The organism is Fervidobacterium pennivorans (genome assembly GCF_001644665.1).
Classification (GTDB): domain Bacteria; phylum Thermotogota; class Thermotogae; order Thermotogales; family Fervidobacteriaceae; genus Fervidobacterium; species Fervidobacterium ngatamarikiense.
Window position 1 is genome coordinate 298,194 of the sequence record NZ_CP011393.1, and the last position, 13,814, is coordinate 312,007.

Below are 13,814 nucleotides of genomic sequence, written 5' to 3' on the forward strand. Positions count from 1 at the left end.
TGGTCTAATTATAATAGAGGGCGAGGAAAAAGAAATTCGATTTTCGAAAGTATACCGTAACAAGTTTGTTCTGCAATATTATAATTAAAGTCACTAATAAATTAACACAAACTAATTCAACCTATGGTACACTTTAACCAGAGAACCCCCTATCCCCCTTGAGATACACCCCCCACGGCTTTATGCGGGCGAAAAAGCCCGCTTTTTTTAACTTACTATTTTCCAACACAGAAGTTAGCGAAGATATTGTCCAACAAATCATCCGTAAAATTCGTCCCAAGTAATTTATCAAGCTCAGAAAGTGCGTTTCGAATATCTATTGAGACGATATCTACTGGATACCCACCGCTGAGTGCTTCCAAAGCTTTTTTCAAATGCTGATAGACTATTCTCAAATGCTCAAGTTGCCTTCTAGTGGTTACATGAGACAGCTGCCCATCCTCTATCAAAGGTCTCACACGTTCAATGATTTTATCTTCCAAAGTTCTCAAACCTTCGCCTGTGGAGGCACTTATGTAAACATCACTTCCATTATCTGAAAGTTTCGAGACTTTATCCCCGATATCCGTCTTGTTCCAAACTGCGATAAAATTGCTATCCCTAATGATATTCAAAATATACTCATCTTCTTTCGTAAATCCTGTAGTTGCGTCAAGCACGAATAATACAACATCAGCTTGACTTGCTTCTCGTATCGCCCTTTCGATTCCTATTTTTTCAACAACATCTTCCGTTTCCCTTATCCCTGCTGTGTCGGATATAACAAAATGTATACCACGAATCTTTATTTCTCCCTTTATCACATCTCTCGTCGTGCCAGGGATATCCGTAACAATCGCTCTATCTTCCACAAGCAACCTGTTGAGTAGGGTACTCTTGCCCACGTTTGGCTTTCCAACAATAGCAAGTGTAACCCCTGTGGTAATATGAATTCCCTTATCCGCGTGCGCTAATTTCTCTGACAAGAACTGGATTGCATTCTCAACATCATGAGCTATCTCTTCCCGGGGGATTTCAATATCATCACCGTAGTCTATTGTTACCTCTATCTTCGAAAGCACATCTATCAACATCTTTCTTATTGCCGACACTTCTCCAGATAACTTACCTTTCAAGTTGTCGATGGCCAATTTCAAGCTCTCTTCACTCTTTGCTTCTATTATCTGCAAAATCGCTTCCGCTTTTATTAAGTCTATCTTCCCGTTCAAAAAAGCTCTTCTTGTGAACTCACCGTTCTTAGCAAGTCTAGCACCCCTTTTCACAAACTCTTCCAAAATCTTTTGAGTTACGAGAACTCCTCCGTGGCAGTAAACTTCCACCATATCTTCTGCTGTATAACTTCTTGGAGCCTTGAATCCAACAAAAAGTACCTCGTCTATAACATTTCCTTCGGTATCGTAGAAATTGCCATATCTGACTTTCCTTTCAATGCCTATACTTTTTCGCACACAGTCTTCCAAAATTCGCCAAGAATCAGGTCCAGAAGCCCTTACGATACCGATAGCTCCCACACCTGGTGGCGTTGCGATTGCAACAATCGTATCGCGGATATTACCATCATTTTCTATCATCTTGAGTTCTTCTATTCTTTCCGTCTCTACCATTTCGCACACTCCTGTTAAAGTTCACAGTAGAAAAACCTATTTTCAATTATACCATGAAACCGATTTACAAAAAAGGTGGCTCTTTCGAGCCACCCTTCATCTTTCCAAAATTCCTCCTCAACTTAATTTAAACCACTGTGATATATTTTCCATCTTCTTTGCTATCTCTTTCAACTTTTCGGTACTTTCACTTAACTGTTCAAACACCCTTGTAATCTGCTTGAACTCCTCGTTGAATCTTTGTAGCTGTTCAGAAGAGGATATAACCGAATTTGATACGTCATCCATTAGTGATTCTATTTTAGAGAACGTGGAGTTATTTTCTTGTATCTGAACACTTACCTGAGCACTTAGCGTACCGATGTCTTGAACCTTTTCGATAACCGTGTAGTAATTTGCTGAGAATTCTTCTTTTGCTTGCTGTAACTTTCTGAACTTCTCGCCAGAAGTTTCATAGAGTTGGTCGAGTTCCTTAAGGTCATTTGTGTATGTGTCAACTTCTTTAACAAGGTTCTTGGAAAGATTGTTGATTTCCACGGAGAGTTTCATAACTTCGTCAGCGACAATAGCAAATCCTCTGCCTGCTTCTCCTGCTCTTGCCGCTTCAATTGCTGCGTTCAAAGCAAGCAGGTTCGTTTGCGATGCGACGTTCTGGATTTTCGCAATAGCTTCTTTGATAGATGCAAACTTTTCTATCGTTCTTCTAACGGTGGTGCTAAACTTCTCGAAGACCTCTACGTTCGCATTGACCGACTCGTTCATATCTTCTATCAATGTGACATTTCTCAAAATCTCTGCTTGCGCGTTCTCTATATCTTTCAGCAATTCCAAAAGTTGCTGCGATAGATTTTCGTTGCTTTTCATAGATGACTCCACCGTTTGCTGGAGCATCATGATTTTTGATTTGACATCCTCAACCTCAGTTATGTACCTACCAACGAACTCACTGAACCTTGAAACGGAGTTCTCCAGTGTCTCCTTTATCATCGTTACTTGCTCGATTTCACCTGTCAACTTCTTGGAGCTCTCCTTCATATCCTTGGCGTAATCACGCAAATTTTCCGAAAGTCGTTTTAGTGAATAAATAACTCTTTCAAATTCGCCAAACGTCTTTACATCGAACGATACGAGCTCGCCGTTTGAGAATCGTTCAATAATCTCGGAAGACCTGACAATCTCCTTTGAAATGCTGTTAATCATAGGTACCGAAACAATGAGCGCAATCGCAAGAATGACCATTCCAACAATCAGATTAATTACAACCAACCTTGCAAGGTTCAAATCAACACTGACCTTCACTTCTGGCATCTTAATCTCAGGCATCTGGAACTTTTCCGGTTGTGGTATCTCAATTTGGGCATTCACTGTTTCTTTCTTGATAGCAACCTCGAGCTTACCCAAAGACTCACCGGCTACGTTCAAATCGCTTTTAACTGCGAGGTATTCTTCATCCCCTACTTTGAACGTGTATTTCTCTTCCGCAGGCTCAGTAACATTCAATATTCTTTCTCCAGTTTCATTCACTTTTGTTGTTGCATAAGCTCTTCCATCGATGTATATTGTCAATTCAGCATTCGTAAGCCTTTTGATATCGTCCAAGAAATTATCTGCTAGCCTTCCTGCTGCTACAACAAAACCTGTGACTGTATTGCCCAACTGCGGATGCATGACAGGATTAATCGCAATGAAATATATTCCCTTACCGCCTTTAAATACGAACGATTCCGAATAAGCCGAAGCAGAGCCCAGAATTTTTTTAATTCTTTCAGTGAGTTCATTTGCAAATTCAAGGTCCTTATAAGTCGTTGCATCCACACCCGGTGCAAGTGAATAGGCGTATTCAACGAGGTATTTCGCCCCGAGGTTTACAAATGGCCTTATCTTCAGCCTTGGTTCGGAAGATTCTATCGTCCAAAGCGAAATGTAATCAAACAACGGACGTTCCACATAGTTGAGTAATAGGCTTCTTTTTTCAGCTAACCCTAAATTCTTTTCAGCTGCCGCATTCACCACATCTTTGGAAGCAGCAGCTACCTTGGAAAGGTTTTCTATCGTACTCACTTTGTCCTTTATAAGGTTTTCAACTACGTTCTTTATAGAGTTTGCCTCTTTTTCAAGCGCCCCAAGGTATACTTCTTCAAATGCTTTCTGAACGCTTTCCTTCTGCTTCTCAACAGCGGAAACCAGCTTTTCGTTGTATGCACTGATGTGTTCTTCCAGCTGTTTTGAGAAAGTCTCAAAGAAATCTTTGAAAATGACCTTTGGGTCACCCAATTGCTGTTTAACCTCGTTCTCAATTCGTGCACTCTCTCTTGATAGATTTATTACGGTGAAGAGAACAGAGATTGTTAGTGGAACCGATACCAGTAATATCGCCAACAAAAGAAGTCTAGTTCGAATAGACATACTTTTCACCTGCATTATCGCCGCAGTTTAAAGGTTAGATTCTTTCCAACACTTTTATCATAATCTTTGCAATCAGTTGTCCTGTTCTGTGTGCAACTTCAAGGACTTCTTCTGCTGTGAGCGGTTTCAAATCATCCGGGACAGCTCTGTCAGTTATCGCCGAGATAGCGAGCACTTTTGTTCCCCTGTGAGCTGCCGCGATGACTTCTGGAACCGTAGACATACCAACTGCATCTGCCCCCATCCATCTGAGCATTCTCAATTCAGCAGGGGTTTCGAAATTTGGACCTGCAACGGCAACATAAACACCTTCGTAAACTGGGATGTTGAGTTCTTCAGCAACCTTTTTCGCAATTGCCCTGAGTTCTTTGTCGTAAGCATTAGACATATCTGGGAATCTCGGACCCCATTCTTCTACGTTTGGTCCGATAAGTGGATTGTCACCCATCATATTGATATGGTCACTGATAATCATTGGTCTTCCTACTTCAAAATCAGGGTTAAGCCCACCTGCTGCGTTCGTTAAGAACAAGTATTTAACGCCAAGTTCTTGCATGACCCTCACACCGAACGTAACATCCCTCATGTGGTAACCTTCGTAATAGTGGAACCTTCCGTTCATAAGTGCCACATATTTTCCTGAAATCTTTCCAAAAATCAATTCTCCTTTGTGACCTGGAGCTGTTGAAACCGGAAACTCGGGAATTTCTTTGTAAGGTATTCTAATCGGGTTTTCAACAATTTCGGCAATTCCATGGAGACCAGAACCTAGCACTATACAAACCTCAGGAGTTTCCGTAATCTTGGACTTGATAAACTCTGCAGCTTTTTTAACCCTTTCAACGTATGTTTTGATATCCTGAACCATCCCTCACACCTCCGTTTCCGTTTTCAAAACTTTTGAGAGTTTACATCCTGTGAACCAATTTATATTATATAACGCACATACTTTCTAAGCAAAATACTTATGAAAATCGTTCCAACGAGCAAAAGGGTAGAAATCGCATTAATCACCGGAGAAATGCCAAATCTTACCATAGAGAATATCTGCAACGGCAAGGTTGTCGAGCTTGGTCCTGCAACGAAGAATGTGATGACAAAATCATCTATTGAAAGGGTAAACGCCATGAAGAACGCGGCAACAATCCCGGGGAGCGCTATCGGTATAATCACTTTCCAAAGTGCGATAGGCCTTGTGGCACCCAAGTCGTATGCCGCTTCGATTATAGACTTATCGAAGTCTTGGAGCCTTGTGAGGATAATCATCATCGTGTAAGGAATAGAGAACGTCACATGCGCTATGAATATCGTAAGCAAACTGAGCCTAAGGTGTATCGTTGTGAAAAAGATTAGCAAAGATACACCGATAATGATGTCTGGGATGATAAAGGGAATATACGTCGTTGTCCACATGAGTTTTTTGAATTTTTTAGCCCCCATATACATAGCAACCGCACCGAACGTCCCCAAAATAACACCTACGAAGCTTGAACCGATACCAACGATAATGGAGTTCATAAACGTTCGCCAGATGTGGGCAGATGATGTGAAAAGCTTTTCGTACCATTTCAAACTGAAACCTGTCCATACAGGAGATTTCGAAGAATTGAACGAAAAGAGTACAACGATAAATATGGGGATGTAGAAAAAGAGTAGCACAATCAGAATCATTGTAAATGCAAATTTACCTGGCTTCACGTTTCTCACCACCAAACATAAAGACAATCACTGCAATTATCGTAATCGCAAGCAAAACGGAGGATATAGCCGCTGCGGCGGGCCAATTCCTTGCCGTAGTTAGAAGCCTTGCAATTTCGTTACCAATCAACCTTGAGTTCTTTCCACCTACCAATTCCGGTACCGCGTAAGTACCTATCGCAGGTATAAAAACAAACACAAAAGCCGAGATTATCCCTTGCCTTATGTTCGGTAGCAAAACCCTGAAAAATACCTGCCTTTTTGTGCAACCCAAATCCATCGCCGCTTCAAAGATGTTCTTCTCGAGCCTTTCTATTGCCGAATAAAGTGGCAAGATGGCAAACGGTAGATACGTATAAACAAGCACAAGCACAACAGCGAAGTTGTTGTAGATAAACTGAACATAAGACTCCGTGAACCCCATTTTTATCAAAAACTGGTTAACAAGACCGTTATTTCCAAGGATAAATATCCATGCGTAAATCCTTATCAACGAATTCGTCCAAAATGGCACTATCACCAGGAGCAAGAGGATGTTTTTCCACCTACTGAACGCAATGTAGTAAGCCACAGGAATAGCGAGAATTATGGAAACAACAGAAGAAACAAGCGAAATGAAAATAGTTCTCAAAAACACCGCAACGTAGTTCGGATTGAGAATATCTTTGTAACCCTGCAGGGAGAACTTGAAAATTACTCCACCTTGGTAATCCCTTTCGAAGAAACTGTACGTAAGAATTACTATCACAGGGATTAAGAAAAACACTGCGAGCCAAAGCAAATAAACAAGCCCGTAGCTTTCATAACCTCTGCTTAACGGTCTTATATGCTTTTTCCTACTCACCCTTTGTCAACCTCCACGATGAAGCTGTCATCAGGGTTCCAGTAGAGGAACACTTCATCTTTCCACTGGATAATCTTCTCATCGAGCAGGTAACTTGCGTGCTGTTTGTAGACCCTGAGGATATACCCACCATCCGTTCTTACAAAATACTTTGTTTGATAACCCATATATATCGTTTCATCCACGACACCGTGCAAGATGTTTGTGAAAGAATCCTCAGGTAGCTGAGGTTTGGAGTGGGTTATCCTGATTTTCTCTGGTCTCAGTGTCACCAAAACATCATCATTGACTTCAACGGGCTTGTCGCGGTAACAAACGATTTCACCCAACGTGGGGAATTCCACAAGCACGTAGGTCTCTGAGATTAACTTCTTCACCGTTCCCTTCATCAAGTTGCTCTCACCGATGAACGTTGCAACAAAGGCATCAGCTGGGCTCTCGTATATTTCGTACGGAGTGCCGTATTGGACAACCTCTCCGTTGTTCATAACCGCCACGTGGTCCGAAACGCTTATAGCTTCTGCCTGGTCGTGCGTGACATATATAAATGTAATACCCACTTTGTCGTGCAAATTATCCAGTTCTATCAACAGCTCTTGTCTTAACTTCGCATCAAGTGCGCTCACTGGTTCATCAAGCAAAAGCACCTTCGGTTCATTCGCAAGTGCCCTTGCAAGAGACACCCTCTGCTTTTGCCCACCCGAAAGTTGTGCAGGTTTTTTCCTCGCATGTTCTTCAAGCCGAGTGAGCGAAAGTAACCATTCAACCTTTTCTTTTATTTCACTCTCGGAAAGCTTTTTAATTCTTAGCGGGAAAGCGATATTTTCGTAAACATTTAAGTGAGGAAAAAGTGCATAGTTTTGGAAGATCGTGTTGACCGGTCTTTTGTTCGGGGGAAGGTGAAGGATACTCTTACCATCAAGAAGCACATCACCATCATCAACATCTTCAAGTCCTGCAATGATACGTAAAAGCGTAGTCTTTCCACAGCCGGAAGGTCCCAGAAGTGAGAAAAACTCATTCTCCTTGATTTCAAGGTTTATATTTTTCAGCACGTGGAAATCGCCAAAGTATTTATCCACATTAACAATACTGACACTGCTGCCAGGCAACTTCTCATCACTCCCATAACCGGACTTTTATTTAGAAACCAAACAAGTAAAGGAGTATCAAGAAAAATACTATTATCAGCACAAGCGAAAAAATGATAAACCCGTACGACCATGTAAACGCTGCAAATATGTGGAAAATCAAACTGAGAGCAAAGAATATATTTGCGTATCTTAACTTAAGTGGTAAAACCTTTACTGCAATGTATGCAAGAAATAAAAAACCAAGGATAATTAAAACAAGCTTCATCGATTATCCCCCTTTTTTAAAATTGAGAGAGAAGCGGAAAATCCTCACTCGTCACATTCAAAAACTTCACCCTAAGGTTCCCATCCTTAGCAACCAAGCAACTCAAAGATGCGTTGTCCAAACCGAAATTCAAATGTGCCGGAGGCATCAAACCTAACACCTTGGCAATCAACATCCTGAGTGCTATCGCATGCGAAACAATTATAACATTTTCGTTCGGATAGTGAACAACAATTTCTTGCAAAAAGTTGTACATTCTTTCTTGAACGCTTCCTAACGATTCTGCCCCCTCAACGTTAGAAAACAAATTCGTTCTCCATTCATTGAACACGTCATGATGGTCTGAAAGCACCTGCTCAAAGTTCTTCCCATTCCAAAGCCTGATTTCACATTCACGCAACCTAAAATCTGTTACTATATCCCATTTATAACCTATTTCTTGCGCTATTATCCCTGCTGTCTCAAATGCACGTCTCATAGGACTCGAGAAAATCTTTGATATTTCTTTCCCTTTTAAAAACCGCGCGATTGCTTTTGCTTGTATGCGCCCCTTCTCAGAAAGTTCCGTATCCACAACACCTTGCCACAATTGACGCTCGTTCCATTCTGTGCTGCCATGTCGAACAAGATAGATGCACGCCATCTTCGTCCCGTGCCCCTTTCAAAAAAATTCTAAACCTATGAATGTTTGTGTTTAGATATATTTGTAAAATACTCAACGAACGCTTCCTTCAAATTGTTAACATCCGTAATCTTCATAACTTTATTTCTGAATTCCCTTGCATGTGGCATATCTTTGGTATAGCCTGCTACAAATTTTCTGAACTCTATTACCCCATGTTTACCGTATTCCCCGGTCAGCAAATCTATGTGTTGTAAGACAACCCTGAGCTTATCATCTATCGACGGGGGATTTTGATTTTCTGAAAATATCCACGGATTGCCGATTGCACCTCTTGCGACAATTACACCATCCGCACCTGACAACTCCATTGCCTGCTTTATATCCTCCTTCGAATATATATCCCCGCTTATGTAAAGCGGAACGGCTCCGGGATTGTAGATATCCCACTTTGCTTTCCCGGAGTACATCTGCTTTGCCGTTCTACCATGCACGAAAATAATATCGACACCCTCACTCACAAGTGTATCGTAGATTTTCTCAAACTCATCCTTTTCCCAACCTATCCTGGTTTTTACACTGAGCTTATTGACAACTCTTCTCATCTCACGGACAATCTTTTTCAACAAATCAATATCCTTGAGCAACGCACTACCAGCACCTCTTTTCACAACCTTTGCCACAGGACAACCCGCGTTCAAATCAACCCAAAGACCTCTCTCTTCAACTAAGGCTGCCGCTTGTGCTAATTCGAACGGGTCAGAACCAAAAAGCTGTACACCGACTAAATTTTTCTCATCTGTTCTTGGAAAATATTTTTCATTTACGGCGATATTCAAAAGCACACTCTTTGCACTTATCATTTCAGTAAATGCAAATTTTGCGCCCTGCTCAAAACATATCTTTCTAAACGGATAATCCGTAACTCCTGCCATGGGAGCCAATCCAACGGTTCCTGGAAGAAAATTGTTCTTAGTTCCCATCTACCATCTTTCCCCTTCTTCAACATACTTGTAAGTTTCTATAACTTCATCCTCTATTTCTTTTGGTACCAAACCCGTTATCGTCTTTCCTTCCCGGACAAACCTTCTAATTTCCGAAGAGGAAACCTCAACAATCGGAAAGTTCAATTCCAGCACCCTATTGTAGAGTTTCCCAAGCACCTCACGTCCACGTTTGTAAAGGCTCCCATCACGTGTTCTTGGATAAACCGCAAGTGTTGATTTATTGAGCAACTCGTCGTATCTATACCATCTTTCGATATTTCCGAGCGCATCTTCTCCAACAAGAAGTATCACTTTCTTGTAGTATTTTAGAAAATACTCAACGTTATGGATTGCATAGTTTACACCTTCTATATGCCTTTCCATGTCGGTGATGAATATCGCTTTATTAGTGTCTGAGAAAACTTTGTATGTTTTCACCGCCCAATCGAAACGCTTTTCAAATGGGACTGCCAGCTTTTTGTGAGGTGGCACATTTGTTGGGACAATGTAAAAATCCGCATCGAAATAATTCACTGCGTAATTCAAAATCACAACGTGCCCAACGTGTGGTGGATTGAACGAACTACCAAAGACAACTGCAGTATCATTCTTTGTAAGTGAATTCAACTCCTTCAATCCATACAGTATCTCCATCCTTCGCACCAGCCTTCCTCAATTTTTCATCAAGGCCGTTCTTTTCAAGGATTTCAAGAATATCCTCAAGCATGTATTTTGCTTCCTTCTTGTATTTCTCTAAATACGTCGAGATGTACTCACTATGCACCTCGAATTCACCTTTATCGTTCTTAGTTATAGTTATATCCACCTTCTCAGGCAACAGAATCTTCACAGGCTCTGGCTTTACAAACTCGATTTTGTCAATATCAATCTTCTCCGCGAGCAACTTTCTACTTTCCTTTATACGCTCCCAGATAGCGTATTTCAATACATCGAGGTTGTAACCTGTCACCGCAGATATGGGCAAGACATCTTTTCCTGTTTCTTTTTTGAACCTTTCGATGTTAACCTGCAATTCTTCTTGTGTAAGTAAATCCACCTTATTCCCGACAACAATTTCTTCTTTGCTTGCAAGCTCTGGGCTGAAGAATTCCAGTTCCGCGCGTATGTCGTAATAATCCTGGACAGGGTCTCTTCCTTCACTACCAGCGATATCTACAACGTGCACAATCAAATTACAACGTTCCACATGCCTTAGAAAAACATTTCCAAGCCCTTTCCCTTGACTTGCCCCTTTGATAAGTCCCGGGATATCGGCTATCACAAACGAATTTTCTGGCTTTTCAACGACAACAACTCCGAGGTTCGGAACAAGCGTTGTGAAGTGATAATTTGCTATCTTTGGTTTGGAATTACTGATACGCGAGATTATCGAGCTCTTACCAACATTTGGATAACCAACCAATCCCGCATCCGCAAGTAATTTTAATTCCAACAATATGTGCCTCTCCTCGCCTGGTGCACCTTTTTCAGCAAGCTTTGGTGCTTGATTTGTCGAGGATTTAAAATGTGTGTTGCCTCTTCCACCCTTTCCACCACGTGCAACACAGCAATATTTCCCAGGTTCGTCAAGGTCTGCGATAATCTCGCCCGTATCGTAATCACGCACGATAGTGCCAACAGGGACCCTCAAAATTAAATCTTTTCCATTCCTACCATGCATCTTCTTTCTGCGACCGTTTTCCCCGTTCTCAGCAAAATACTTTCTCTTTTCAGTCAACGGATAGAGCGTGGAGATAGTTGGGTCTGCAACCAAAAAGACATACCCACCATCTCCACCATCTCCGCCATCTGGACCACCGAACGGGACATATTTTTCTCGCCTAAACGTAGCAGCACCATTTCCGCCATTACCGGCCTTTACATAAAAATCAACAACATCAACAAATCCAACCTTTTCCATACTTTTAACACCTCTTCCTTCTGGTCACGTAAAATTTTCGCTTCTTCGAAAATATTATACACTCAAACTGCAAAAAAATAAGGACTCCCCATGGAGTCCACCCTTGAGTCTTGCCTTTTTTACTTTTGGAGCCAGCGGAGGGACTCGAACCCTCAACCTGCGCATTACGAATGCGTCGCTCTACCGGTTGAGCTACGCTGGCTCGCATAGCTTGTTTATAATTAAAAAATCTGGTGGCGGCGGAGGGACTCGAACCCTCGACACGATGATTATGAATCATCTGCTCTAGCCACTGAGCTACGCCGCCACACATATTCTCAAACAGCGGTATGATTTTACCATACACTTTATTACGTGTCAAGAATCTTTCACACCTGCAAGTTTAACACTCCAATTAAATAGGTGTTGCCCATTTTTCCTTAACCAACTTTTGTGCAACTTGTAATCCGGGCAAAACGTTGCAACATACTTCCAAAAATACTTACTGTGGTTCGGATGGACAATATGTGCAAGTTCATGGATTAACACATAGTCTATCACTTCAGAAGGTGCCATTATCAACCTCCAATTCAACGAGATAGTCCCTTTTGAAGAACAACTCCCCCAGCGTGATTTCACATCCTTAACTTGCACCTTCTTGTATCTCACACCAAGCTTTTGTGCAAGTTCCTTCAGCCTTTTCGGTAAGTACTCTTCAGCCTTTTTAATCAACCACCGCTGAGCAAGTGTATTTACATTATCAGCGTACCTTGGGTTCAAAATAAAGTGGTCCGCGTCAAACTTGAAAGGCACAAGAACAGAACTATCAAGGACGATTTTTCTTGGCACGCCTAAGTAGAGTAAAGTATCGCTACCGTTAGAAACGAACTGCTCACTGAACCCTTGAACCGATGATTTAATCTTTCTCAGATTATCTCTCACAAACTGGAGCGCTTCTTTTTCGCTAATTCTCCAGGGAAACGTCAAAACCACACGCCCATCTCCGTCAATCCGTAGAGAGACCTTCTTCAAATACCGCTTGCTCTTCTCGATTCTGAACTCAAAGCCATCAATTGTATAAACGCCAACCTTAGAATCTTGCTTTTTCAACCTCTTTCCTCCCAAAAATCTCAGCACTATCAATTCCGTTCAATTCTGGCTAAAGCTCACCGTCCATACAAAAAAGTCCTTTCCATTAAAAGTAAAAATGTATATATACGAGTAGTCGTAACTTACGCTTGTTAGATTAAGTTTAAACATAGCTTCTTGCATAGCGCTCGACAAATACTTTGTTACAAAACTTATAGATGACACAAACCTTACTTCAGGTTTACTGGTAATATTTTTCAAAGCATCCGTTAGGTATATTACGAATTCGTCGTACTTTTCTATCAAGGTTCCATACAGCAAATCAAACAAATTGCGCGACCGGATATTCCCAGCGACTATCTCTTCGTAGAGTTTTTCTGCATAGCTCTTTGTTGAAACAGTAACCGAGACTTTTGTTGTAGGATAGTGAGAATAACGTGCTTGGTTCTTACCGAAAAGAAAGTACGCATTGGTTCGTGTGCTATCGTTCCATGTAGTGTCTATGTAATACCAACTATCTTCAATTTTTACTATATTCCAAGCATGCGACTGCAATTTATCAGCCGAAGCTTCTGCAGGTTTCGCTTGTCCACTGACAAGGTAAACATCGAGCCCTGCTGCCTTCGCAAGTTTGTAGAACAAAAGAGCATATCCTTGACAAACCCCGGTTCTATCTTTTAAAGTTGCATAAACACTCTTGTGCGAGTAGGACTCGTCATACGTAATATACGTCTTTATCCATTCGTTAATTGCAAAAACTTTCTCTAAGTCACTTTTCGCATTACCAACAATTTTAGGTAGATTTTTAGATATAAAATCATCGACTGCTTTTCGTTCTGCTGAGGTTTCCGTATAGATATATGTAATCGTTGTTTCAACATTGCCTAATTGCTCAAGTGATTTTGCCTCCCAACGCTCAATAAACAGCTTTTCCGGAAGGCTTTCTATTATCGTACCTATTACCTTGAGCATTGAAGCATTGTTAATCCCTTTTGCTCTAAGCACCGTTGCCTGCTCGTAATTCAATATATCTGTAGCTATAGCCTTCTCGATATCATCAACTGAGTAAACTTGATAGACTTTTGCGAAAATCATACTACATAGCAGTACCCAAACAATAAGAACAAACATTCGAAACCTTTCTTCCATCCACGCGTTCCCCTTCCCAAAACAAGCCATCTGCTCGACATCGTCGACACACTCGACACACATTGGACAGGCTCGACAACTTATGGATAAACAATTTTCGCACATTTCACCCTTTATTCCGCAAATCTGAATTTTTGACTGAATTGATCTGCTTTAA

The 13,814-nt window shown here is 41.3% G+C and carries 13 protein-coding genes and 2 tRNA genes; all 15 read right to left on the minus strand.

Features of this window, described 5'->3' with window-relative positions:
- Positions 1-215: 215 nt before the first annotated feature.
- Positions 216-1,604, minus strand: a complete 1,389-nt coding sequence (mnmE, locus tag JM64_RS01415) for a tRNA uridine-5-carboxymethylaminomethyl(34) synthesis GTPase MnmE (RefSeq protein ID WP_231882418.1) — start codon at positions 1,602-1,604, stop codon at positions 216-218.
- A 117-nt stretch (positions 1,605-1,721) separates the two neighbouring features.
- A complete protein-coding gene (locus JM64_RS01420) occupies positions 1,722-4,010 on the minus strand; it encodes a methyl-accepting chemotaxis protein (protein WP_064011184.1) in 2,289 nt (762 codons plus the stop codon).
- A 34-nt stretch (positions 4,011-4,044) separates the two neighbouring features.
- Entirely contained in the window at positions 4,045-4,878 is an 834-nt protein-coding gene (locus JM64_RS01425) for a purine-nucleoside phosphorylase (RefSeq protein WP_014450791.1), read from the minus strand.
- Positions 4,879-4,937: 59 nt separating this feature from the next.
- The gene (locus JM64_RS01430) at positions 4,938-5,708 is read right to left on the minus strand and encodes an ABC transporter permease (protein ID WP_064011185.1); all 771 of its coding nucleotides are present in this window, start codon (positions 5,706-5,708) and stop codon (positions 4,938-4,940) included.
- Complete coding sequence (locus tag JM64_RS01435) at positions 5,695-6,552, minus strand: ABC transporter permease (RefSeq protein ID WP_014450789.1); 858 nt, start codon at positions 6,550-6,552, stop codon at positions 5,695-5,697. The genes JM64_RS01430 and JM64_RS01435 overlap by 14 nt, the downstream gene beginning before the upstream one ends.
- Complete coding sequence (locus JM64_RS01440; protein ID WP_064011186.1) at positions 6,549-7,664, minus strand: ABC transporter ATP-binding protein; 1,116 nt, start codon at positions 7,662-7,664, stop codon at positions 6,549-6,551. Before JM64_RS01440 ends, JM64_RS01435 begins: the two co-directional genes overlap by 4 nt.
- Before the next feature lie 31 nt (positions 7,665-7,695).
- The gene (locus JM64_RS01445; RefSeq protein ID WP_064011187.1) at positions 7,696-7,911 is read right to left on the minus strand and encodes a hypothetical protein; all 216 of its coding nucleotides are present in this window, start codon (positions 7,909-7,911) and stop codon (positions 7,696-7,698) included.
- Between the two features lie 16 nt (positions 7,912-7,927).
- On the minus strand, positions 7,928-8,554 hold the full coding sequence (locus JM64_RS01450; RefSeq protein ID WP_064011188.1) for a histidine phosphatase family protein: 627 nt from the start codon (positions 8,552-8,554) through the stop codon (positions 7,928-7,930).
- A gap of 35 nt (positions 8,555-8,589) precedes the next feature.
- Positions 8,590-9,516, minus strand: coding sequence for a tRNA dihydrouridine synthase (locus JM64_RS01455; RefSeq protein ID WP_064011189.1), 927 nt, complete (start codon positions 9,514-9,516; stop codon positions 8,590-8,592).
- A complete protein-coding gene (gene nadD, locus JM64_RS01460) occupies positions 9,517-10,173 on the minus strand; it encodes a nicotinate (nicotinamide) nucleotide adenylyltransferase (RefSeq protein WP_064011190.1) in 657 nt (218 codons plus the stop codon).
- Entirely contained in the window at positions 10,124-11,440 is a 1,317-nt protein-coding gene (gene obgE / locus JM64_RS01465) for a GTPase ObgE (RefSeq protein ID WP_064011191.1), read from the minus strand. The genes nadD and obgE overlap by 50 nt, the downstream gene beginning before the upstream one ends.
- A 126-nt stretch (positions 11,441-11,566) precedes the next feature.
- Positions 11,567-11,642, minus strand: a tRNA-Thr gene (locus JM64_RS01470).
- A 29-nt stretch (positions 11,643-11,671) separates the two neighbouring features.
- A tRNA-Met gene (locus tag JM64_RS01475) sits at positions 11,672-11,747 on the minus strand.
- Positions 11,748-11,797: 50 nt separating this feature from the next.
- Positions 11,798-12,529 (minus strand): M48 family metallopeptidase, encoded by a 732-nt coding sequence (locus tag JM64_RS01480; RefSeq protein ID WP_064011192.1) that lies wholly within the window; start codon positions 12,527-12,529, stop codon positions 11,798-11,800.
- A gap of 39 nt (positions 12,530-12,568) precedes the next feature.
- The gene (locus tag JM64_RS01485) at positions 12,569-13,657 is read right to left on the minus strand and encodes a transglutaminase domain-containing protein (protein ID WP_064011193.1); all 1,089 of its coding nucleotides are present in this window, start codon (positions 13,655-13,657) and stop codon (positions 12,569-12,571) included.
- Positions 13,658-13,814: the final 157 nt, after the last annotated feature.

Bases quoted from the DNA above. Each gene is read 5' to 3' on its own strand.
- mnmE (WP_231882418.1), bottom strand. From the start codon at position 1,604: ATGGTAGAGACGGAAAGAATAGAAGAACTCAAGATGATAGAAAATGAT.
- JM64_RS01420 (WP_064011184.1), bottom strand. From the start codon at position 4,010: ATGTCTATTCGAACTAGACTTCTTTTGTTGGCGATATTACTGGTATCG.
- JM64_RS01425 (WP_014450791.1), bottom strand. From the start codon at position 4,878: ATGGTTCAGGATATCAAAACATACGTTGAAAGGGTTAAAAAAGCTGCA.
- JM64_RS01445 (WP_064011187.1), bottom strand. From the start codon at position 7,911: ATGAAGCTTGTTTTAATTATCCTTGGTTTTTTATTTCTTGCATACATT.
- JM64_RS01450 (WP_064011188.1), bottom strand. From the start codon at position 8,554: ATGGCGTGCATCTATCTTGTTCGACATGGCAGCACAGAATGGAACGAG.
- JM64_RS01455 (WP_064011189.1), bottom strand. From the start codon at position 9,516: ATGGGAACTAAGAACAATTTTCTTCCAGGAACCGTTGGATTGGCTCCC.
- nadD (WP_064011190.1), bottom strand. From the start codon at position 10,173: ATGGAGATACTGTATGGATTGAAGGAGTTGAATTCACTTACAAAGAAT.
- obgE (WP_064011191.1), bottom strand. From the start codon at position 11,440: ATGGAAAAGGTTGGATTTGTTGATGTTGTTGATTTTTATGTAAAGGCC.
- JM64_RS01485 (WP_064011193.1), bottom strand. From the start codon at position 13,657: ATGGAAGAAAGGTTTCGAATGTTTGTTCTTATTGTTTGGGTACTGCTA.